The organism is Kitasatospora sp. NPDC086791, assembly GCF_040685975.1.
Lineage (GTDB): Bacteria > Actinomycetota > Actinomycetes > Streptomycetales > Streptomycetaceae > Kitasatospora.
The window spans coordinates 164,171-186,569 of sequence record NZ_JBFBOC010000004.1; the positions used below are offsets into that span (position 1 = coordinate 164,171).

Annotated in this window: 18 protein-coding genes; 17 read left to right on the top strand and 1 reads right to left on the bottom strand. The window is 72.2% G+C overall.

Annotated features, from left to right (window positions below):
- Window positions 1–4 precede the first annotated feature (4 nt).
- From murG to AB0Q99_RS09720, 8 genes are all read left to right on the top strand, one after another.
- Window positions 5–1,111, top strand: coding sequence for an undecaprenyldiphospho-muramoylpentapeptide beta-N-acetylglucosaminyltransferase (gene murG, locus AB0Q99_RS09685; RefSeq protein WP_363569841.1), 1,107 nt, complete (start codon window positions 5–7; stop codon window positions 1,109–1,111).
- Complete coding sequence (locus AB0Q99_RS09690; RefSeq protein ID WP_363569842.1) at window positions 1,104–1,880, top strand: FtsQ-type POTRA domain-containing protein; 777 nt, start codon at window positions 1,104–1,106, stop codon at window positions 1,878–1,880. The genes murG and AB0Q99_RS09690 overlap by 8 nt, the downstream gene beginning before the upstream one ends.
- Before the next feature lie 363 nt (window positions 1,881–2,243).
- Entirely contained in the window at window positions 2,244–3,470 is a 1,227-nt protein-coding gene (gene ftsZ, locus AB0Q99_RS09695; protein WP_363569844.1) for a cell division protein FtsZ, read from the top strand.
- A complete protein-coding gene (pgeF, locus tag AB0Q99_RS09700; RefSeq protein WP_363570045.1) occupies window positions 3,470–4,198 on the top strand; it encodes a peptidoglycan editing factor PgeF in 729 nt (242 codons plus the stop codon). The genes ftsZ and pgeF overlap by 1 nt, the downstream gene beginning before the upstream one ends.
- On the top strand, window positions 4,198–4,986 hold the full coding sequence (locus AB0Q99_RS09705; protein ID WP_363569846.1) for a YggS family pyridoxal phosphate-dependent enzyme: 789 nt from the start codon (window positions 4,198–4,200) through the stop codon (window positions 4,984–4,986). The genes pgeF and AB0Q99_RS09705 overlap by 1 nt, the downstream gene beginning before the upstream one ends.
- 307 nt (window positions 4,987–5,293) lie before the next feature.
- The gene (sepF, locus tag AB0Q99_RS09710; protein ID WP_030060144.1) at window positions 5,294–5,908 is read left to right on the top strand and encodes a cell division protein SepF; all 615 of its coding nucleotides are present in this window, start codon (window positions 5,294–5,296) and stop codon (window positions 5,906–5,908) included.
- A 100-nt stretch (window positions 5,909–6,008) separates the two neighbouring features.
- Window positions 6,009–6,290, top strand: a complete 282-nt coding sequence (locus tag AB0Q99_RS09715; protein ID WP_030060143.1) for a YggT family protein — start codon at window positions 6,009–6,011, stop codon at window positions 6,288–6,290.
- A 59-nt stretch (window positions 6,291–6,349) separates the two neighbouring features.
- Entirely contained in the window at window positions 6,350–7,753 is a 1,404-nt protein-coding gene (locus AB0Q99_RS09720; RefSeq protein WP_363569848.1) for a DivIVA domain-containing protein, read from the top strand.
- Between the two features lie 173 nt (window positions 7,754–7,926).
- On the opposite strand, the gene ileS is transcribed toward AB0Q99_RS09720, so the two are convergent.
- Entirely contained in the window at window positions 7,927–11,127 is a 3,201-nt protein-coding gene (gene ileS / locus AB0Q99_RS09725) for an isoleucine--tRNA ligase (protein WP_363569850.1), read from the bottom strand.
- A 652-nt stretch (window positions 11,128–11,779) separates the two neighbouring features.
- Here ileS and AB0Q99_RS09730 point away from each other — a divergent pair.
- The 9 genes from AB0Q99_RS09730 to AB0Q99_RS09770 all read left to right on the top strand — a co-directional run bounded on the left by AB0Q99_RS09730 (window position 11,780) and on the right by AB0Q99_RS09770 (window position 22,312).
- The gene (locus tag AB0Q99_RS09730; RefSeq protein WP_363569851.1) at window positions 11,780–12,241 is read left to right on the top strand and encodes a TraR/DksA family transcriptional regulator; all 462 of its coding nucleotides are present in this window, start codon (window positions 11,780–11,782) and stop codon (window positions 12,239–12,241) included.
- Between the two features lie 252 nt (window positions 12,242–12,493).
- A complete protein-coding gene (lspA, locus tag AB0Q99_RS09735) occupies window positions 12,494–13,060 on the top strand; it encodes a signal peptidase II (RefSeq protein ID WP_363570047.1) in 567 nt (188 codons plus the stop codon).
- Between the two features lie 61 nt (window positions 13,061–13,121).
- Window positions 13,122–14,060 carry an RluA family pseudouridine synthase gene (locus AB0Q99_RS09740; RefSeq protein ID WP_363569853.1) on the top strand — a complete coding sequence of 313 codons (939 nt, stop codon included), beginning with the start codon at window positions 13,122–13,124 and terminating at the stop codon, window positions 14,058–14,060.
- A 1-nt stretch (window position 14,061) separates the two neighbouring features.
- Window positions 14,062–14,547 (top strand): GNAT family N-acetyltransferase, encoded by a 486-nt coding sequence (locus AB0Q99_RS09745; protein WP_363569855.1) that lies wholly within the window; start codon window positions 14,062–14,064, stop codon window positions 14,545–14,547.
- A gap of 334 nt (window positions 14,548–14,881) precedes the next feature.
- Window positions 14,882–17,674, top strand: coding sequence for an alpha/beta fold hydrolase (locus tag AB0Q99_RS09750; protein ID WP_363569857.1), 2,793 nt, complete (start codon window positions 14,882–14,884; stop codon window positions 17,672–17,674).
- On the top strand, window positions 17,671–18,543 hold the full coding sequence (locus tag AB0Q99_RS09755) for an ABC transporter permease (protein WP_363569859.1): 873 nt from the start codon (window positions 17,671–17,673) through the stop codon (window positions 18,541–18,543). The genes AB0Q99_RS09750 and AB0Q99_RS09755 overlap by 4 nt, the downstream gene beginning before the upstream one ends.
- A gap of 118 nt (window positions 18,544–18,661) precedes the next feature.
- On the top strand, window positions 18,662–19,249 hold the full coding sequence (locus tag AB0Q99_RS09760) for a dienelactone hydrolase family protein (RefSeq protein WP_363569861.1): 588 nt from the start codon (window positions 18,662–18,664) through the stop codon (window positions 19,247–19,249).
- Window positions 19,250–19,741: 492 nt separating this feature from the next.
- Entirely contained in the window at window positions 19,742–21,469 is a 1,728-nt protein-coding gene (locus tag AB0Q99_RS09765) for a carbamoyltransferase C-terminal domain-containing protein (RefSeq protein WP_363569863.1), read from the top strand.
- A gap of 114 nt (window positions 21,470–21,583) precedes the next feature.
- Window positions 21,584–22,312, top strand: a complete 729-nt coding sequence (locus AB0Q99_RS09770) for an HAD family phosphatase (RefSeq protein WP_363569865.1) — start codon at window positions 21,584–21,586, stop codon at window positions 22,310–22,312.
- Window positions 22,313–22,399 lie beyond the last annotated feature (87 nt).

Consider the following 22,399-nt stretch of genomic DNA (forward strand, 5'->3'; position numbering starts at 1 on the left):
TTCGGTGCATGTCGTACTCGCCGGCGGGGGGACCGCCGGTCACATCGAACCGGCCATGGCCCTCGCGGACGCCCTCCGCAGGCACGACCCGTCCATCGGGATCACCGCCCTGGGCACCGAGCGCGGTCTGGAGACCCGGCTGGTACCCGAGCGCGGCTACCAGCTGGAGCTCATCCCGGCCGTCCCGCTGCCCCGCAAGCCCACCCCGGAGCTGATCACCGTCCCCGGCCGGCTGCGCGGCACCGTGCGGGCCGCCCAGGAGATCATCGAGCGGGTCAACGCGGACGCCGTGGTCGGCTTCGGCGGCTACGTCGCGATGCCCGCCTACCTGGCCGCCAAGCGGGCCGGTGTGCCGATCGTGGTGCACGAGGCGAACGCCCGCCCGGGCCTGGCCAACAAGATCGGCGCCCGCTACAGCGACTTCGTGGCCGTCTCCACGCCCGACAGCAAGCTGCGCGACTCCCGGTACATCGGCATCCCGCTGCGCCGGACCATCGCCACCCTGGACCGCAACGCGGCCCGCCCGGAGGCCCGGCAGTACTTCGGCCTGGACCAGCGGCTGCCCACCCTGCTGGTCTCCGGCGGCTCCCAGGGCGCCCGCCGGCTCAACGAGGTGGTCACCGCGATCGCCCCGCGGCTGCAGCAGTACGGCGTGCAGATCCTGCACGCGGTCGGCCCGAAGAACGAGCTGCCGCAGGTCGCGGACGTCCCCGGGATGCCGCCGTACCGCCCGGTGCCGTACCTGGACCGGATGGACCTCGCCTACGCGGCGGCCGACATGATGCTCTGCCGGGCCGGCGCCATGACGGTGGCGGAGCTGGCGGCCGTCGGCCTGCCCGCCGCCTTCGTCCCGCTGCCGATCGGCAACGGCGAGCAGCGGCTGAACGCCCAGCCGATGGTCAAGGCCGGCGGCGGCCTGCTGGTGGACGACGCCGAGCTGACCTCGGACTGGGTGCTGCAGAACGTGCTGCCGGTGCTCACCGACCCGCAGCGGCTGTGGGACATGAGCCGGGCCGCGGCCGAATTCGGCCGTCGCGACGCCGACGACCTGCTGGTCGGCATGGTCTACGAGGCCATCCAGGCCCATCGCGGCGGTCGCCGCCGTGGCTGACGGCCGGCCCGCCGACCCGCTCGAAGCGGAGCTGGAGGACGAGGAGTCCGCTCCTCGCCTCCGGCTCTCCCGGCGGGGCGTCGTGGTGCTGAGCGTGCTCGGCGCCGTGGTGCTGGGCGGGCTGGCCTGGCTGGTGTTCTACTCGTCCGTGCTGGACGTGCGCAGCGTCGCCGTCCAGGGCACGACCGACGACAGACTGACGGCGGTCCAGGTCCGCGGCGCGATCGGCGGGCTCGGCGACGGCCCGCTGGCCCGGGTGGACCTGGACGACGTCAGACACCGGGTGGAGGCGATCCCCCGGGTGGCCAAGGCCGAGGTGTGGCGGGGCTGGCCGCACACGCTGCAGGTGAAGGTCGTCCAGCGCACGGCGGTGGCCGCCGTCAAGGGGGAGGACGGCCGGTTCACCCAGGTGGATGCCGCCGGCGTGAGCTTCGCCACCGAGGCGGCCCCGCCGGAGGGTGTGCCGGTGGTGGAGCTGCGGCTCAGTCAGCAGGCGAACGACGTGGACGGCGTGATCTCCCGCCCGCAGTTGGTCCAGGGTGCGGTGGCGGTGGCCGCCGGGCTGCCGCCGGAGGTCGCCAAGCGGGCCGGGGCGGTGCTGGTGCACTCGTACGACGACATCGAGTTGCAGCTCACCGGGGGTGCGACGGTGCGTTGGGGGAGCCCGGAGCAAATTGACCGAAAAGCCCGGGTGCTGGTGGCACTGATGAATCAGAAGGGTACGAACTTCGACGTGACGGCGCCGGAGGCGCCGGCGGTGTCCGGATGATCCGGTAGGTTCTGTGCCTGAGGGAGGGGTTGACGCCTCGAAGTGTCGGCCCGACCCTTGGTGGTCACCCCGGTTTCCTAAGCCGGCTGATGATCACATAGGCTCAAAAGAAAAAGGGAAGCTCGGCGTGTTCGTTGAAACACGTGCCCGGGGCGACCTAGTGTCCTGTGTCACCAGACTGTGTCAGTTGGTGATGTGACGGAGACACAGGACTAACCCTAAAGGTCAAGTTTAGGGTTGGGGTCGGCGGTCGGCATTTCGGACATTCAGTCAGAAACCAGGCTCCCTACCCATCGACATCCGTCGGAACGGACCCTCGCCGGGCCGGGCCGACCCGGAAATTCGAGGCGAGAGGCCTTCGACGTGGCAGCACCGCAGAACTACCTCGCAGTCATCAAGGTCGTCGGTATCGGCGGCGGTGGTGTCAACGCCATCAACCGGATGATCGAGGTCGGTCTCAAGGGCGTCGAGTTCATCGCGATCAACACCGATGCGCAGGCCCTCCTCATGAGCGACGCCGACGTCAAGCTCGATGTGGGCCGTGAACTCACCCGGGGCCTCGGCGCCGGCGCCAACCCCGAGGTCGGCCGCAAGGCGGCCGAGGACCACCGCGAGGAGATCGAGGAGGTCCTCAAGGGGGCCGACATGGTCTTCGTGACCGCCGGTGAGGGCGGTGGCACGGGCACGGGCGGCGCGCCCGTCGTCGCCAACATCGCGCGCTCGCTGGGCGCCCTGACCATCGGTGTGGTCACCCGCCCCTTCACCTTCGAGGGCCGGCGCCGGGCGAACCAGGCCGAGGACGGCATCGCGAGCCTGCGCGAAGAGGTCGACACCCTCATCGTGATCCCCAACGACCGGCTGCTGTCCATCTCGGACCGCCAGGTCAGCGTGCTCGACGCGTTCCGCTCGGCCGACCAGGTCCTGCTCTCCGGCGTCCAGGGCATCACCGACCTGATCACCACCCCGGGTCTGATCAACCTCGACTTCGCGGACGTCAAGTCCGTCATGTCGGAGGCCGGTTCGGCGCTCATGGGCATCGGCTCGGCCCGCGGCGAGGACCGCGCCAAGGCCGCCGCGGTGATGGCGATCTCCTCGCCGCTGCTGGAGGCCTCGATCGACGGCGCCCGCGGCGTGCTGCTGTCCATCTCGGGCGGCTCCGACCTCGGTCTGTTCGAGATCAACGAGTCGGCCCAGCTGGTCAGCGAGGCCGCCCACCCCGAGGCCAACATCATCTTCGGTGCGGTGATCGACGACGCGCTCGGCGACGAGGTGCGGGTCACCGTCATCGCGGCCGGCTTCGACGGCGGACAGCCGCCGGCGATCGTCCGCGACCCGGTGGTCAAGTCCACCGCCCCGGAGCGCCCGGCCACGCCGCCGGCCGCCCCGGAGCGCCCGGCCGGCCGGCCGTCGTACGGGAGCATCGGCTCGGTGACGTCCCGCTCGGAGGAGGCCCCGGCCGCGTCGACCCGGTCGGCGGAGACCCCGGCCACCACGACCGCCGCCCCGGTGCCGCCGCAGGTGCAGCCGGTCCGGCAGCCCTACGTGGAGAGCCCGGCCGAGGAGCTCGACGTCCCGGATTTCCTTAAGTGATCGATCACGCGGTCCACGCGGGTGCTCACTTCGCCTTCACCGACCGGTGGGGCGGGGTGAGCACTTCGCCGTACGGGGAGCTCAACCTCGGCGGCGCGGTGGGGGACGACCCGGAGGCCGTCCGGGAGAACCGGGCGCTGGCCGCCCGGGAGCTGGGGATCGAACCGGCCGACGTGGTCTGGATGAACCAGGTGCACGGCGCCGAGGTCGCCGTGGTGACGGAGCGCCAGCCGTCCGGGGAGGCCCCGACGGTGGACGCGGTGGTCACCGACCGGCCGCTCGTGCTGGCGGTGCTGACCGCCGACTGCACGCCGGTGCTGCTGGCCGACCCGGTGGCGGGCGTCGTGGGCGCGGCCCACGCGGGCCGGCCCGGACTGGCGGCCGGAGTGGTGCCCGCGGTGGTCCGGGCGATGCTCGGACTGGGGGCCGAGCCGGGGCGGATCACCGCCTCCATCGGCCCCGCGGTCTGCGGTCGCTGCTACGAGGTGCCGGCCGGGCTGCGGGCCGAGGTCGCCGCCGCGGTGCCGGAGGCCTTCGCCGAGACCTCCTGGGGGACCCCGGCCCTGGACGTGCCGGCGGGGGTGGCGGCCCAGCTGGCCGCGCTGGGGGTCGGCGAACCGGTGCGATCACCGGTCTGCACCCTCGAATCCGCCGATCACTACTCCTACCGCCGCGAGCAGCGCACGGGCCGGCTCGCGAGCTACGTCTGGTTGGGCTCTGATCACTGATGACGAACGACATCTACGGACCGTTCCCGGGCAGTCCCGACTTCCTCGCGGGGCTGACCGAGGGCCAGCGGGGCCGGTACGAGGAACTCGGGACCAATCTCGAGGTGGTCGAGCGCCGGATCGCGGCCGCCTGCGCGGCGGCCGGGCGGGCGCGGGACGAGGTCACCCTGATCGTCGTCACCAAGACCTACCCCGCGGAGGACACCGCGCTGCTGGCCGGGCTGGGTGTGACGGACGTCGCGGAGAACCGCGACCAGGACGCCGCACCCAAGGCGGAACAGTGCAGAAACCTTCCTCTTGACTGGCACTTCGTCGGACAGCTGCAGACCAACAAGGTCCGCTCGGTCGTCGGGTACGCGAACCACGTGCACTCGGTCGACCGGCTGCGGCTGGTCGAGTCGCTCTCCGCGGCCGTGCTCAAGTCGGAGCGCCCCGACCTGGGTTGCCTGGTGCAGGTGGCGCTCGACAAGGAGCACGGGGAGGGCGCGCACCGGGCCGGGGTCGCGCCGGAGGACGTCGCGCTACTGGCCGACGCGATCGCGGACACGCCCGGGCTGCGGCTCGAGGGTGTGATGACCGTCGCTCCGCTGGCCGGTCCGCTGGCCGCGGATCCGGCCCGGGCCTTCGATCGGCTGACGGAAATCGCAACCGCAGTACGGACGGCCCATCCGGCTGCCACCATGGTCTCCGCAGGGATGAGCGGTGACCTTGAGCAGGCGATTGCCGCCGGGGCGACACATGTGCGCGTCGGAACGGCGGTACTCGGAGTGAGGTCACCCCTCAGGTAACGTCACCGAGTAAGTAGATCAGACTGCAGGACAAAATAGGACAGAATCTAGCAGCTCCCCGGAGCGCTAGCGAACCGTGGATCGCAGCTCCGCGGCCCCCACTCCACGAACCCTGACAGGCCGTCGGCCTGACGCGCCGTCGTGGAGGTACCGCGGAATCCGTGGGCCGGGCCGTCGGCCCCGGGCCGCCGGGAGACGGAGCCGGTCCCACGGAGTGAGCGAAGCGAGCGACCATCGGAAGGGGCGCGGCTTCGCGAGGCAGCCGCCGAGCGTCAGCGAGGTGGCCATGAGCGGAGGAGACAGGAGCATGGCCGGCGCAATGCGCAAGATGGCGGTCTACCTCGGCCTCGTGGAGGACGAGACGTACGACGGCCAGGGGTACGACCCCGACGACGACTACGACGCGGACCCCGAGCCGATCCGGACGGGACAGCGGACCGAGGACATCCCCCGGCCGGCCGCCGCGGCTGCCGCCACGCCCGCCCCGGTCTCCTCGATCACCCCGCAGCCGGTGCCGGCGGCGGTGCCGATCCGGCAGGAGACCCCGAGGATGGCCCCCGTGTCGTCCATCACACCCGAACGCCGCCACAACCTGGAGAAGAGCGCCCCGGTGATCATGCCCAAGGTAGTGAACGAACGAGAGCCCTACCGCATCACCACGCTGCACCCGCGGACCTACAACGAGGCCCGTACCATCGGGGAACAGTTCCGCGGCGGCACTCCTGTGATCATGAATCTGACGGAGATGGACGACACGGACGCGAAGCGGCTCGTAGACTTCGCGGCTGGACTGGTCTTCGGTCTGCACGGCAGTATCGAGCGCGTGACACAGAAGGTGTTCCTGCTGTCGCCTGCTAACGTCGATGTCACGGCGGAGGACAAGGCTCGGATCGCCGAGGGTGGGTTCTTCAACCAGAGCTGACCCGGCCACGACTTTACGTGTGGATCTGATCAACAGTGGGTTAGCGACAGGTGACGAGCGGCGGGCCCGAGGGCTCGGGACCGGGGAGAGGGAAAACGCGATGGACATCGTGTGGGCGGTGCTCTACTACGCCCTGACCGTCTTCCTGGTGTTCCTGCTCGTGCGGCTGGTCATGGACTGGGTCTTCCAGTTCGCGCGTTCGTGGCGGCCCGGCAAGGCCATGGTCCTGGTCCTGGAGGCCACGTACACTGTCACGGATCCGCCGCTCAAGCTTCTTCGGCGGCTCATTCCGCCGTTGCGTTTCGGGGGCGTGGCGCTCGACCTGTCCTTCTTCGTACTGATGATCATTGTGTATGTCCTGATCTCGCTTGTGCACCCCTAGTCGTAGGTGAGCGATGCGACAGGATGCCGGTGTGCCGACGATCACGTTGAGGTGAAGAGATGCCATTGACCCCCGAGGACGTTCGGAACAAGCAGTTCACGACCGTCCGCCTGCGTGAAGGCTATGACGAGGACGAGGTCGATGCCTTCCTCGACGAGGTCGAGGCGGAGCTGACCCGCCTCCTCCGGGAGAACGAGGACCTGCGCGCCAAGCTGGCCGCCGCGACTCGTGCCGCCGCGCAGAACCAGGCCAACCTGCGCAAGGAGCCGGCGCAGGACGCCCCCCGCCAGGGTGGCGCCCCGGTGCCGGCCGCCATATCCGGCCCGCCGGTCCCCGGCCAGCAGGGCCCGGGCGGCCCGCAGCAGATGGGCCCCGGCGGTCCGCAGCAGATGGGTCCGGGTGGTCCGCAGCAGATGGGCCCCGGTGGCCCCCAGCAGCAGATGGGCAACCAGCCGCTCGGCCTGCCCGCCGGCTCCGCGCCGCAGCTCCCGCCGGCCGGTGGTCCGCAGCAGATGAACCAGACCATGGGCGGCCAGCAGCAGCTGGTGCAGCCGATGGGCGGTCAGATGCTCCAGCCCATGGGCGGCCCCGGTGGCCCGCAGCAGATGGGCAACCCGATGGGCCAGGGCATGGGCCAGGGTATGGGCCAGGGCATGGGTCAGCAGCAGATGCAGCAGATGGGCGGCCCCATGGGCGGTCCGCAGCAGATGGGCCCCGGCGGCCAGCAGATGGGTGGCCCGCAGCAGATGGGTGGCCCCATGGGCGCCCCGATGCAGCAGCAGGGCCCCGGTGGCGACAGCGCCGCCCGTGTGCTCGCGCTCGCCCAGCAGACCGCCGACCAGGCGATCTCCGAGGCCCGCTCCGAGGCCAACAAGATCGTCGGCGAGGCGCGCAGCCGGGCCGAGGGTCTGGAGCGCGACGCCCGTGCCAAGGCCGACGCCCTGGAGCGGGACGCGCAGGAGAAGCACCGCGTCGCGATGGGCTCGCTGGAGTCCGCGCGGGCCACGCTGGAGCGCAAGGTCGAGGACCTGCGGGCGTTCGAGCGTGAGTACCGCACGCGTCTGAAGTCGTACCTGGAGACCCAGCTGCGTCAGCTGGAGTCGCAGGCCGACGACTCGCTCGCCCCGCCGCGGATCCCCGCCACCGCGTCGCTGCCGCCGGCGGCCTCGTCGATGACGCCGGCCGGTGCCGGTGGGATGGGCAGTGCGCCGAGCTTCGGTGGCAACCAGCCGTCCTTCGGGGGCAGCTCGCCGTCCTTCGGCGGGAACAGCTCCTTCGGTGGCAGCTCCTCGGCGCCGAGCTTCGGCGGGCAGTCGACCGGCGGCAACAGCGGGGCTCCGCAGATGCAGCCGGCCGGGATGACCCAGCCGATGGCGGCCGTCCGGCCGCAGCCGCCGCAGCCGATGCAGCAGGCTCCGGCGCCGATGCGGGGCTTCCTGATCGACGAGGACGGCGACAACTGAGGTTGTAGCAGAGCCTTTTGAGGGCGTCCCCTCTTCGACCTCCGGGTCGGGGAGGGGACGCCTTTTCGCGTTGGTGGGGGTGGGGAGGGGAACAGGGGAGGGCCGGATCGGGCGCGGGGGTGGGTACGGCGAAGCCGCCGTCACCTCGGGGGTGACGGCGGCTTCGGCGGGGGTCAGGCCTTCCGGAGCTGGAAGGCGAGGCCCAGGGATTCGTCGGTGAAGGTCTCGGACTCCCAGTCGGCCGCGCCGGCGGCGAAGTCGGTGGCGAGGACCTCCTCGGCGACGAGGGGGCCGTGCTCGGCGATGGCCTCGGCGGTCTCCTCGGTGGTGGCGCGCCAGCGGAGGACGATGCGGTCGGCGACGTCCAGGCCGGAGTTCTTGCGGGCCTCCTGGATCTGGCGGATGGCGTCGCGGGCGACGCCGAGGCGCTTGAGCTCCGGAGTGATGGCCAGGTCGAGGGCGACGGTGGCACCGGACTCGTTGGCGACGGCCCAGCCCTCGCGCGGGGTCTCGGTGATGATCACCTCGTCCGGAGAGAGGGTGATCCGCTCGCCGTCGAGCTCGACGGAGGTCTCGCCGTCGGCGCGCAGCTCGGCGGCCAGGCGGGCGGCGTCGGTGGCGGCGACCGCCTTGGCGACGTCCTGCACGCCCTTGCCGAAGCGCTTGCCCAGCGCGCGGAAGTTGGCCTTGGCGCTGGTGTCGACCAGTGAACTGCCGCCCGCCCCGGATGGGGACGACGCCGTGAGCGACTCCAGGGTGGAGACGTTGAGTTCCTCGGCGATCTGCGCGCGCAGGTCGGCGGGCAGCTCCTCCCAGCCCTGGGCGGCGACCAGCGCGCGGGAGAGCGGCTGACGGGTCTTCATCCCGGACTCGGCGCGGGTGGCCCGGCCGAGCTCGACCAGGCGGCGGACCAGCGCCATGTGCCGGGAGAGGTCGGCGTCGATCAGCGACTCGTCCGCCTGCGGCCAGCCGGCCAGGTGGACCGAGGCCGGGGCGTCCGGGACGACCGGGACGATCAGGTCCTGCCAGACCCGCTCGGTGATGAACGGGGTGAGCGGGGCCATCAGCCGGGTGACCGTCTCCAGCGCCTCGTGCAGGGTGGCCAGCGCGGCGGCGTCGCCCTGCCAGAAGCGGCGGCGGCCGCGGCGGACGTACCAGTTGGACAGGTCGTCGACGAAGCCGGAGAGCAGCTTGCCGGCGCGCTGGGTGTCGTACGCCTCGAAGGCCGCGTCGACCTCGCGGACCAGAGTGTTCAGCTCGGAGAGCACCCAGCGGTCCAGCTGCGGGCGGTCGGCCGGGGCCGGGTCGTTCGCGGACGGCGCCCAGTTCGAGGTGCGGGCGTACAGGGCCTGGAAGGCGACGGTGTTCCAGTAGGTGAGGAGGGTCTTGCGGACCACCTCCTGGATGGTGCCGTGGCCGACCCGGCGGGCCGACCAGGGCGAGCCGCCGGCCGCCATGAACCAGCGGACGGCGTCGGCGCCGTGCTGGTCCATCAGCGGGATCGGCTGCAGGATGTTGCCCAGGTGCTTGGACATCTTGCGGCCGTCCTCGGCCAGGATGTGGCCCAGGCAGACCACGTTCTCGTAGCTGTTCTTGTCGAACACCAGGGTGCCGACGGCCATCAGCGTGTAGAACCAGCCGCGGGTCTGGTCGATCGCCTCGGAGATGAACTGCGCCGGGTAGCGCTTCTCGAACAGCTCCTTGTTCCGGTACGGGTAGCCGTACTGGGCGAAGGGCATCGAGCCCGAGTCGTACCAGGCGTCGATGACCTCGGGCACCCGGGTGGAGGTGCCGCCGCACTCGCGGCAGGCGAAGGTCACGTCGTCGATGTACGGGCGGTGCGGGTCGAGGCCACTCTGGTCGGTGCCGGTGAGCTCGGTGAGCTCGGCCAGCGAGCCGACGCAGGTGAGGTGGTTCTCCTCGCAGCGCCAGATCGGCAGCGGGGTGCCCCAGTAGCGGTTGCGGCTGAGCGCCCAGTCGATGTTGTTGTTCAGCCAGTCGCCGAAGCGGCCGTGCTTGACCGTCTCGGGGAACCAGTTGGTGGCCTCGTTCTCGCGGATCAGCGCGTCCTTGACGGCGGTGGTCCGGATGTACCAGGACGGCTGCGCGTAGTAGAGCAGCGCGGTGTGGCAGCGCCAGCAGTGCGGGTAGCTGTGCTCGTACGGCAGGTGGCGGAAGAGCAGGCCGCGCTCCTTGAGATCCGCGACCAGGGCCTCGTCGGCCTTCTTGAAGAACTGGCCGCCGACCAGCGGGACCTCGGGGGCGAAGGTGCCGTCGGCGAGCACCGGGTTGACCACCGGCAGGCCGTACTTGCGGCAGGTCGCGAGGTCGTCCGCGCCGAAGGCGGGGGACTGGTGGACGATGCCGGTGCCGTCCTCGGTGGTGACGTAGTCGGCGTTGAGGACGTAGTGCGCGTTCTCGATCTCGACCAGGTCGAAGGGGCGGCGGTAGGCCCAGCGCTCCATCTCGGCGCCGGTGAAGGACTCGCCGGTGGCCTCCCAGCCCTCGCCGAGCGCCTTGGCGAGCAGCGGCTCGGCGACGACCAGCTGCTCGTCGCCGTCGGTGGCCACCACGTAGGTGACCCCGGGGTGGACGGCGGCGGCGGTGTTGGAGACCAGGGTCCACGGGGTGGTGGTCCAGACCAGCAGGGCGGCCCGGTCGGCCAGCGGGCCGCTGGTCAGCGGGAAGCGGACGAAGACCGACGGGTCGACCACGGTCTCGTAGCCCTGGGCCAGCTCGTGGTCGGACAGGCCGGTGCCGCAGCGCGGGCACCAGGGGGCGACCCGGTGGTCCTGGACCAGCAGGCCCTTGTCGAAGATCTGCTTGAGCGACCACCAGACGGACTGGACGTACGACGGGTCCATCGTCCGGTAGGCCTCGTCCAGGTCGACCCAGTACCCCATGCGGGTGGTCAGCTCGGCGAAGGCGTCGGTGTGGCGGGTCACCGAGTCGCGGCACTTGGCGTTGAACTCGGCGATGCCGTACGCCTCGATGTCCTGCTTGCCGGAGAAGCCCAGCTCCTTCTCGACGGCCAGCTCCACCGGGAGGCCGTGGCAGTCCCAGCCGGCCTTGCGGGCGACGTGGTAGCCCTTCATGGTCCGGTAGCGGGGGAAGACGTCCTTGAAGACGCGGGCCTCGATGTGGTGGGCGCCGGGCATGCCGTTGGCGGTCGGCGGGCCCTCGTAGAAGACCCACTCGGGGCGGCCCTCGGACTGCTCCAGGCTGCGCTGGAAGATCTTGTTGTCCTGCCAGAACGACAGGATCCGGTGCTCCAGGGCGGGCAGGTCCACCTGCGCGGGGACGGGGTGGTACAGCGGGGCCGCGCGCAGGGCGTCGTCGGAAGGGTGGTGGTGGGGGACGGGTTGGGAGCTCATCGCGGGCGTCTACCTCCGGCGGATGCTGGGACTGGATCCTCCGGAGGGACGAGACGGCCCGGCCGCCCCGCGGTACCACCCTCCTTGGCCGCGGTGCTGCGTTGCGGCCCTCTTGTTTGGGCTTGCTGCCGGGTCTAGTGGGCCGCTGCGGGCTTCGCGGCGGCCGTTCTTCCGGCGGCTCCGGGGTGATCTTCCCGTCGTGCACACCCCCGGGCTCGCACCGTCCCCGGATCGCTGGTGGCTGCGTACGTCGGTACTCGTCCCATCTGCGCCTTGCAGGGTCAGTGTATCGGCCGGGCAAGTCGGTTTGTCCAAACCGTTTCGGGAGGGCGGCGCCCGGGAGGGGCGGCGGGGCTGGTCAGAGCGGTCGCCGGGGGGTGGTTAGGCCGGGGTGAGGTGGGCACAACCCTGTCAGCGCGCGGGGCGTGGCGGTTGGGGCGGCTGCCTGGGTGGGATCGTCGTGAGGCGTCGGTATGTCATGTTGTGACCGGTTTTGATCGGGATTATCGTTCCGGCACTGGGAGCCGCCGGGAACCGGCGGCTCGATTCGTTCGTAGATGGGGTCGAAGCCATGGCTGAGAAGGGAACCGGCGCGGGTACCGCCACCAAGCGGGCACGCAAGGCCGTGGCGGTCGATCCAGGGGAGGGGACCGTGACCACTACCGCACCGAAGACCAGCACCGACACCGTCACGCCGCGCGGGGCCGAGTCGGTGGACCCGGCCACGCTGCCGGTCCGGCCCGGCGAGGACGCGTGGACCACCGAGGAGGTCCACGAGCTGCACAACGAGCTGATCAGCGAGCTGGAGCGGCTGCAGAACGAGATCGACGCCGCCGAGGCGGCCATCTCCGGCCTGATGCGCGACTCCAACGACGGGGCCGGCGACGACCAGGTGGACGCCGGGACGAAGAACATCTCGCGGGAGAGCGAACTGGCACTGGCCAACAACGCGCGCGACAGCCTCGCCCAGACCCAGCGCGCCCTGGACCGGCTGGAGGGCGTCGGCTTCGGCACCTGCGAGTCCTGCGGGCAGGCCATCGGCAAGGCCCGGATGCAGGCTTTCCCGCGGGCGACGCTCTGCGTGCAGTGCAAGGCCAAGCAGGAACGCCGCTGAACCGCCGCCGGCCCGGCCGCCGAACCGGGCGGCCGGAGCGACGCGGGGGGTCGGGCTTGCCGTACGCTCGACTCCGTAACGTCGCCTGACGCGTCCGCAACGCCTGTGGACGCGTCCAGGTCGTCACCGGCCCACCACCCTCCCCCTCCTACGGCCGGGGGAGCTCCATCGGCAGCGGAGCGGATCATCAGTACGCAAGGTTCCCCCCAGACCCGGGACGACGCCGTCCCGTCCCCCGCCGATGCCGTGGAGGTGCCCGTGGCCGAGCCGTCCGGGGCGGCATCCGTGGACGAACCGGCGGTGGCGGAGAAGCCCAGGGGTCCGCGGCGGATCGGGGTGCTGCTGGTCATCGCGCTGCTGGCGTTCCTGATCGACCTCGGCAGCAAGCTGCTGGTGGTCGCGAGGCTGGAGAACCACGCGGCGATCAAGGTGATCGGGGACGTCGTCACCTTCCAGGTGATCCGCAACTCCGGCGCGGCCTTCGGGATGGGGCAGGCGCTGACCGTCGTCTTCACGATGATCGCCTCCGCCGTGATCGTGGTGATCTGGCGGATCGCCCGCAGGCTGTACAGCCTGCCGTGGGCGATCGCGCTCGGACTGCTGCTCGGTGGGGCGCTCGGCAACCTCACCGACCGGCTGTTCCGCGCGCCGGGCGTCTTCCGCGGGCACGTCGTGGACTTCATCTCGGTCCAGCACTTCGCGGTCTTCAACCTCGCCGACTCGGCGATCGTCTGCGGCGGGATCCTGGTCGTGCTGCTCTCGTTCCGGGGCAGCAACCCGGACGGGACCGTGCACCAGCAGGGCGCCAAGGGGGAGTAGTCCCGGCGGGCGGGGAACGCGGCGCGCGGGAGCGGGCCGTGTTTCCGGCATACTCGTACGGGTGAGTACCGCAGCGCAGATCCGCAGCCTCCCCGTTCCCGACGGCCTGGAGGGCGAACGCCTCGACGCCGCCCTGTCCCGGATGTTCGGCTTCTCCCGGACCAAGGCCGCCGAACTGGCCGCCGACGGCAAGGTGACGCTCGACGGCGCCGCGGCCGGCAAGTCGGACCGGGTGACCGCCGGCTCCTGGCTGGAGGTCGAGATCCCCGCCCCGGCCGCCCCGGTGCAGATCGTCGCCGAACACGTCGAGGGCATGCGGATCGTCCACGACGACGAGGACATCGTGCTGGTCGACAAGCCGGTCGGCGTCGCCGCGCACCCGAGCCCCGGCTGGACCGGCCCCACCGTGATCGGCGGGCTCGCCGCGGCCGGGTACCGGATCTCCACCTCCGGCGCGGCCGAGCGGCAGGGCATCGTGCACCGGCTGGACGTCGGCACCTCGGGCCTGATGGTCGTCGCCAAGTCCGAGCGCGCCTACACCGACCTCAAGCGGCAGTTCCACGACCGGGTCACCGACAAGCGGTACCACACGCTGGTGCAGGGCCACCCGGACCCGATGAGCGGCACGGTGGACGCGCCGATCGGGCGGCACCCCAGCTCGGACTGGAAGTGGGCGGTGACCCGGGACGGCAAGCCGTCCGTCACGCACTACGACCTGATCGAGGCGTACCGGGCCGCGTCGCTGCTGGCGATCAAGCTGGAGACCGGGCGCACCCACCAGATCCGCGTCCACATGTCCGCGCTGCGGCACCCGTGCGTGGGCGACCTGACGTACGGCGCCGACCCGACGCTGGCCAAGCGGCTCGGGCTGACCCGGCAGTGGCTGCACGCGGTGTCGCTCGGGTTCGAGCACCCGGCGGACGGGCAGTGGGTCGAGTTCTCCAGCGAGTACCCGGCGGACCTGCAGAAGGCGCTGGACGTCATCGCGGCGGAGAGCTGAGGTGGGCGCCGGTTCGGGTGTCGGCTCGGGCGTCGTGGTCCGGGTCGCCGAGGGCGATGCCGAGCTGGCGCTGGTGCGGGCCGTCCGGTGGGAGGTCTTCGTCGTCGAGCAGAACGTGCCGGAGGAGCTGGAGTACGACGAGTACGACCGGACCTCGGTGCACCTGCTGGCGGTGGGTGCCGACGGGGCCGCGCTCGGGACCGGGCGGCTGATCCACGGCGACCAGGCCCGGGAGCTGACCGGGGGCGTCGAGGGGCGGGCGCTGCTCGGGCGGCTCGCGGTGCTGTCGGCGGCCCGGGGGACCGGGCTGGGAGCGGAGCTCGTGCGGGCGATCGAGGCCGCGGCGGCGGAGCGCGGGGCCACGGAGGTGGAGCTGCACGCGCAGGTGCAGGCGCTCGGGTTCTACGAGCGGCTGGGGTACGTGGCGCAGGGGCCGGTGTACGACGACGCCGGGATTCCGCACCGGACGATGACGCGGGTGCTGTAGGTCTGTTTCGCGGGGGGGGGGGCTCCCCGTGCCCCGCTCGGGGTGCGGGGAGCCTTTTCGTCGGGCCGGATCGGGTGGTGCCGGGTGCCGGGTGCCGGGTGCCGGGTGCCGGGTGCCGGGTGCCGGTGGGGCGGGCGGGGCGGTCGTGGCGGCCTGGACGAACGGTCGAGGCGGAGCGCTGCGGCGGCGGTCGGCGGAGGCCGGCGGGCGGGGCACGGGCCGGACGGCAGTCGGGCACAGTGGGGCGAACCGGGCGTACCGGGCGAAGCGGTGCGGTGGCTCCTGGGGTGGCCTTATCGGGCGCCTACCCGGACGGCGGATACGATCAGCGGCCATGGAGTTCGGTGGGGCATGGCGTCGTTGGCGCAGCCGGAGTACGACGATCGGACGCAGGGTGCTGGCCGGTGCGGTGGCGCTGGTCGCGGTGGCCGGGGTCGGTACCGCGGTGGCGGCGTCCGGCGGTGAGCAGGCGGTCCGCGAGGAGGACCGTTTCCTCAGCATGCCGGAGACGCCCGGCAGCGCGCAGCAGGTCCAGCTGGACACCTCGTTCTTCACCGCCGGCAGCGGGCCGCGGCCGGCGGTGCTGCTCGCGCACGGCTTCGGCGGGTCCAAGGAGGGCGAGCGCGAGCGCGCCCAGCAGCTCGCCCGGCAGGGGTACGCGGTGCTGACCTGGTCGGCCCGCGGGTTCGGGCGCTCGGGCGGCAAGATCGGCCTCAACGCGCCGGACCGCGAGGTCGAGGACGTCCGGCACCTGGTGGACTGGCTGGCCCAGCGGCCCGAGGTGCAGCTCGACGCGCCCGGCGACCCGAAGGTCGGCATCACCGGCGCCTCGTACGGCGGGGCGATCTCGCTGCTGGCCTCCGCGTACGACCACCGGATCGACGCGGTGGCGACCCAGATCACCTGGTGGAACCTGGCGGACGCGCTGTTCCCGCAGGGGGTGCAGGGCTCGGGCGCGGCGGACGGCGTGTTCAAGAAGCTGTGGGCCGGGATCTTCTTCACCACCGGTTCGGCCGCCCCCGGTTCGGCGGGCGGTCTCGGGCCGTCCGGCGGCGCGCCGCGCGAGGGCGGCGAGCCGAAGCCGGTGGCGGACGGGCAGGTCGGGTGCGGGCGGTTCCTGGAGTCGCTCTGCCAGATGTACGACCGGGTCGCGACCGCCGGGCACGCCGACCCGGAGGCCGTCGCGCTGCTGGACCGCTCCAGCCCGTCCTCGGTGGCCGCGCAGCTGAAGGCGCCCACGCTGGTGGTGCAGGGGCAGCAGGACTCGCTGTTCCCGCTCGACCAGGGCGACCGGATCGCGCAGGCGGTCGCGGCGAACGGCGCACCGGTGGCCGTGGACTGGTTCGCGGGCGGTCACGACGGCGGGACGGACACCAGCGCACGGGTCGACGACCGGGTGACGGCCTGGTTCGACCACTACCTGCGGGGACGCGGGAACGACACCGGGGCGGCGTTCCGGGTGACCCGGACCGGCGGGGTGGACTCGACCGGCTTCCAGGCCGTGCTGCGCGGGGCCACCGCCGGGCGGTACCCGGGGATCGGCGGGACGGGCTCGCGGGCCGTGCCGGTGGCGGGCGGGGAGAAGACCCTCGCCAATCCGCCCGGCGGGGCGCCGCCGGGGATCTCGACGCTGCCGGGCATCGGCGCGCTCAGCCAGGCGGCCTCGCTGGGCGCCGGGCTGTCACTCGACTTCCCCGGGCAGAACGCCGCCTTCGACTCGGTGCCGCTGGACGCGCCGCTGCACCTGACCGGGCAGCCGACCGTGCCGGTGCGGGTGACGGCGGACCGGCCGGACGCGGTGTTGTTCGCGAAGCTGTACGACGTCGGGCCGGACGGTACGTCGGTGCTGCCGCAGCAGCTCGCCGCGCCGCTGCGGGTCACCGGCGCGGACGCGGGACGGACCGTCACGGTGGCGCTGCCGACGGTCGACCACACCTTCCCGGCCGGACACCGGGTGCGGCTGGTGCTGGCCGCCACCGACCTCGCGTACGCCTCGCCCGTCGAGCCGGCCACCTATCGGGTCGCACCGGCGGGGCCGATCACCGTGCCGACCGTCGAGGAGCTGGTCACCGAGGCGGCGCCGCTGCCCGCGCGGACCTGGCTGCTGCCGCTGGGCGCCGTGGTGGTGGCCGCGGGTCTGGTGCTGGTGCCGCGGCTGCGGCGCCGACGGGCGGCCGGCGGACCGGACTTCGATCCGGAGCTGGCCGCCGTGCCGCTGCGGATCAGCGGGCTGAGCAAGCGCTACAAGGGCTCCCAGGACCGTTACGCAGTACGGGAGTTGGGCTTCCGGGTGGAGCAGGGCCAGGTGCTCGGACTGCTCGGGCCGAACGGCGCGGGCAAGACCACCACGCTGCGGATGCTGATGGGACTGATCCGGCCGGACGCCGGGGAGATCCGGATCTTCGGGCACCTGGTGCGGCCCGGTGCGCCGGTGCTGTCGCGGGTCGGGGCGTTCGTGGAGGGCGCGGGCTTCCTGCCGCACCTCACCGGGCGGGCCAACCTGCGGCTGTACTGGCAGGCGACCGGGCGGCCGGAGGCCGACGCGTGCTTCGACGAGGCGCTGGCCATCGCGGGGCTCGGGGAGGCGCTGGACCGCGCGGTGCGGACGTACTCGCAGGGCATGCGGCAGCGGCTGGCGATCGCGCAGGCCATGCTCGGGATGCCGGACCTGCTGATCCTGGACGAGCCGACCAACGGGCTGGACCCGCCGCAGATCCGGGAGATGCGTGAGGTGATGATCCGGTACGCGGCGGGCGGGCGGACGGTGATCGTGTCGAGCCACCTGCTCTCCGAGGTCGAGCAGAGCTGCACGGACCTGGTCGTGATGGACCGCGGGCAGCTGGTGACGGCGGGCCCGGTCGGCGAGATCGTCGGCGCCGGCGAGCTGCTGATGATCGGCGTCGCCGGGTCGTACGACCCGGAGGCGGCGGCCGGGAAGGTGGCCGCGCTGGCCGGGGTCGGCTCGGCCGAAGCCGTTCCGGGCGGGCTGCTGGTGCGGCTGGACGGGCTGGCGGCGAGCGAACTGCTCGCCGAGCTGGTGCGGCTGGGGGTGCCGGTGGAGAGCGCCGGGCCGCAGCGGCGGTTGGAGGACGCGTTCCTGTCGTTGATCGGAGGTGGTGCGGGGTGAGTTCGGTCTCTGAGGTCTCCGCAGTTTCGGCGGACCACGCGGAGGGCTACCGGGCGAGCCGGACGCTGCCGCTGCGGGTGGAGGCGATGCGGCAGCTGCGCCGCCGCCGCACCCTGGTGATCGGCGGGGTGCTGGCCGCCATGCCGTTCGTGATCCTGGCCGCGTTCCAGATCGGTGGCACCCCGGGCCGTCCGGACCGGACCACCTTCATCGAGTTGGCCACCGCCTCGGGGGCCAACTTCGCGGTCACCATGCTGTTCGTCGGCACCGGCTTCATGCTGGTGATCCCGGTCGCGCTGTTCTGCGGGGACACCGTCGCCTCGGAGGCCAGCTGGTCCTCGCTGCGGTACCTGCTGGCCGCGCCGGTATCCCGGGCCCGGCTGCTGGCGCGCAAGTTCGCGGTCGGGCTGGCCTTCTCGGCGGTCGCGGTGATCATGCTGCCCGCGATCGGACTGCTCGTCGGCACGACCGCCTACGGGTGGGGCGACCTCAAGCTGCCCGCCGGGGTCAGCCTGCCGGCCGGGGAGGCACTGCCCCGGATCGCGATCGCGGTGGCCTTCGTCCTGCTGAGCGAGATCGTGATCGCGGCCCTCGCCTTCTGGCTGTCCACGGCGACGGACGCGCCGCTGGGCGCGGTGGGCGGCGCGGTGTTCGTGTCGATCATCACCGGGGTGCTGGACGCCGTCACCGCGCTCGGCGACCTGCGGGAGTGGCTGCCCGCGCACTGGCAGTACGCCTGGGCGGACGCGCTGCAGCCGCACCTGGAGTGGGGCGGGATGGTGCAGGGCGTCTCGCTGTCGCTCTCGTACGCGGCGGTGCTGCTGGCGCTGGCGTTCCGGGGGTTCGCGCGCAAGGACGTGGTGTCGTAGCGGCGCGGTGGTGGTCGCCGCGGTGCGCCGTGGTGGTGGCGTGGGTCGTCGTGGGGGCCGGCCGGGCATGGGGGATCATGGGTGGGTAGCTGACCTCCGCAGGTGAAGGACCCGAACCGTGGCCCAGATCGTCCTCTTCCACTCCGCCTACGGGCTGCGCCCCGCGGTGCGCGACGCCGCCGAGCGGCTGCGCGCCGCCGGGCACACCGTGCACACGCCGGACCTGTTCGAGGGGCGGACCTTCGACTCGATCGAGGACGGGCAGGCGTACCAGGAGGCCGCCGGGGGCAGCGAGGAACTGCTGCGCCGGGCGGTGACGGCGGCCGCGCCGCTGTCCGAGGGCGGGCTGGTGTACGCGGGCTTCTCGCTCGGCGGCGCGATCGCGCAGAACCTGGCGCTGGCCGACGAGAAGGCGCGCGGGCTGCTGCTCCTGCACGGCACCTCGGACCTGCGGGAGGACGCCGCCACCTCGATCCCGGTCCAGCTGCACATCGCGGAGCCGGACCCGTTCGAGCCGGAGGACTGGCTGAACGCCTGGTACCTGCGGATGCGGCGGGCCGGGGCCGAGGTGGAGGTGCACCGCTACCGCGGCGCCGGGCACCTGTTCACCGACCCGGAGCTGCCGGACCACGACGCGGAGGCGGCGGAGCGGGCCTGGGCGGCGTCGCTGGACTTCCTGGCGGAGTTGGACGGGCAGGAGGACTGACCGGCCGGTCGGTGGTCGGGAAGGCCGGGTCGGGGCGGAAGCCCTGGTCCGGCCTTCGGCGTTTCCGGGGCCCGGTGCCGCCGCGGCCGGGTGTGACCGATGGGGCGGAAGACGGCCGGCGGTGCCGGTGTGACGAGGCATCAGGGGGACGGCCGGGCGGCGGCGGAAGTGCCGGTCGGGTGCCGGTCGTGGGCCGGAAGGACTGTTTCCGGACAGCTACCCTCAGTGATCAACGAGGTAGTGGTCCAGACCTCTTGTCGGGCATGTGCCACCCTGCCAGCAGGGATGATCGAACTACGAACTGTTGTTAACCGGGCGGCCGTCCCGGCGTCACGGTGAGACCTGCCGCCAGGTTGACCGGATTCCCCACGGGGTCGTTGATCTCCCGGGAAACCTCTCCATAGAGTCGCAGCGCACCCCGATCTCCCAGCTGTTCAAATCCGTGGAAATGCCGTCGGGCAATTTCCCGCGACTCAAGCATCGGAGCGGCACATGCTTGTTCTCGGAATCACCAACAACGACCTGGCCGGCGCCTGCCTGGTTCAGGACGGAACGGTCGTCGCGGCCGTCAGCGAGGAACGATTCTCCCGGGTCAAGGACCACAAGACCTGGCCGGAGCAGTCGATCGACTACGTTCTGAAGGAAGCCGGGATCACTCTTTCCGAGGTCGACCGGGTGGCCTACGGGTGGCAGGCGGGATTCAGCGCCGAAAAGCACCTGCTGCTCTACGTGGACCGCATTTCGGAGGAGGCCCGACTGCGCCCCGAGGCGCTTCCGCACCTCCGCAAGCGGATATCCGACGAAATAGAGAACGACCGTGCGAAGCGCGGTGAGTTCGATGCCTTCATCGAAGAGAACGGATTGCGCGGCAAGGTGGTTCACGTCGACCACCACGAGTCGCACGGCCTGGGTGCCTTCCTCTGCTCCCCGTTCGACGACGCCCTCGTGGTCACCTGCGACGGCCGCGGGGACTTCCAGTCCCTGACCGTCACGCACTACTTCCCCGGCGGCGAGGAGGTGCTCCAGCGCGAGACCTCGATCGACAGCCTGGGCTACTTCTACGGCCGGATCACCAAGCTGCTCGGCTTCCGCCCCAACCGCCACGAGGGCAAGATCACCGGCCTGGCCGCCAACGGCGACCCGGAGAAGCTCCTCCCGCTGATGCGGCGGATGATCGACGTCGAGGAGAACGGCGCGGTCCGCGCCCGCTGCGGCGACTGGTACCAGCCGTCCTACGAGGGCTACTCCGAGGAGCTGCTGGCCGAGATCGCCACCCACGAGCCCGCCGACGTCGCGGCGGCGGCCCAGCGGCACGTGGAGGACCTGCTGACCGCCGTGGTGGCGCGGCACATCGGCCGGGTGACCAGCGGCAACGTCTGCCTGTCCGGCGGCGTGTTCGCCAACGTCAAGCTCAACCAGCGGATCTTCGAGACCGCGGGCGTGCGGAACATCTACGTGCTGCCGCCGATGGGCGACGGCGGGCTGCCGCTGCAGACCGCCGTGATCGTGGCCCACCGGGAGACCGGCGAGCGCCCGCGGGTGCCCTCGATGGCGCTCGGGCCGGACGCCGCGATCTCCGAGGGCCGGCTGGAGGAGATCCTGCGGGACTACCCCGACCTGCGCTTCCGGCGGATCGGCGAGGACATGCGGGAGGTCCTGCTCGGCGCGCTGGAGGCGGACCAGGTCATCGGCACCTACCGGGGCCGGATGGAGTTCGGCCCGCGCGCGCTCGGCCGGCGCAGCGTCATCTACGGCACCGCCGACGTGACCATGAACGACTGGCTCAACAAGCGCCTGAACCGTACCGAGTTCATGCCCTTCGCGCCGATCACCGCCGAGGACCTGGCGGCCGAGTGCTACGTGGGCTGGGAGCCGGAGCAGCCGTCGGCGCTGTTCATGACCATCACCTACGACTGCCACGAAGCGTTCGCCAAGGCCTGCCCGGCGGTCGTGCACGTCGACAACACCGCGCGGCCGCAGATCGTCCGGGCCCAGGACGACCCGTTCCTGCACGGCCTGCTGATGGCCTGGTACGACCGCAGCGGGCAGGCGGCGCTGGTGAACACCTCCTTCAACAAGCACGAGGAGCCGATCGTCGGGTCGCACCGCGACGCGCTGGACCCGCTGGCCGACGAGGTGATCGACCTGCTCCTGGTCGACGACGTGTACCTGGTCTGGAAGGACTCCGCCGACGGCTACATGGCGCGGCAGGCCGGCTAGGCCGGTTGTCCGGTCGGGCGGTCCGTTGGTGAGGTCTAGTCCAGTTGACCGCCCGGCCGATCTGATTTGAAATATCGTCAGAACGTATGGCGTAAGCGCCGAGTGAGGAGACCGATGCAGCCGCAAGCGGGAACGCGGTACGAGGTCGAGGCCGTCGTCTTCGACATGGACGGGGTCCTGATCGACTCCAGGCCCGTGATCGAGGAGGCGTGGCGGTCGGTGGCCCGGCGCCACGGCCGGGTGCTGGCCGACCCGGAGGTCGAGGAGTACGTCCACGGGCGGACCGGTGACCAGACGGTGCGGCTGATCTTCCCGGACCACTCGGACGCCGACCGGAAGGCGATCTGGGCCGAGGTGGACACCGTCGAGGAGGAGGCCCCGTACCGGGCCGTTCCGGGCGCGGACGGCCTCGCCACCCGGCTCTGGCGCGCGGGCGTGCCGATCGGCCTGGCCACCAGCAGCTGGACCCGGAAGATCGACAACGCGCTGGGCGGGCTCGACCTGCTCGACGTCTTCCGGGTGCGGGTCACCCGGGACGACGTCGAGCGCGGCAAGCCGCACCCGGACCCGTACCTGGCGGCCTGCCGGGGCCTCGGCATCCGGCCGCAGCGCGCGCTGGTGTTCGAGGACTCGGTCAGCGGGGTGCGCTCGGCGGTCACCGCGGGGGCGGTGTGCGTCGGGATCGGCGGGCCCGCCCTGGTCGAGGCCGGCGCGGTGGTCGCGGTGCCGGACTTCACGGCGCTGGTGGTGGGCGGGACGGCCGGCGGTGCCGGGGTGATCACGCTGACCGACCCGGACGGGCGGGTCACCGTGGCGCTCGCGCTCGGGCCCGTCGGTGGCTGAGGCGGGCCGGGCCGCGTCCGAACCTGCGCTGGTCGAGCCCGGGCCGGAGGCGTCGACGGCGTCGGCTGCGCCGGCGGCGACGACAGG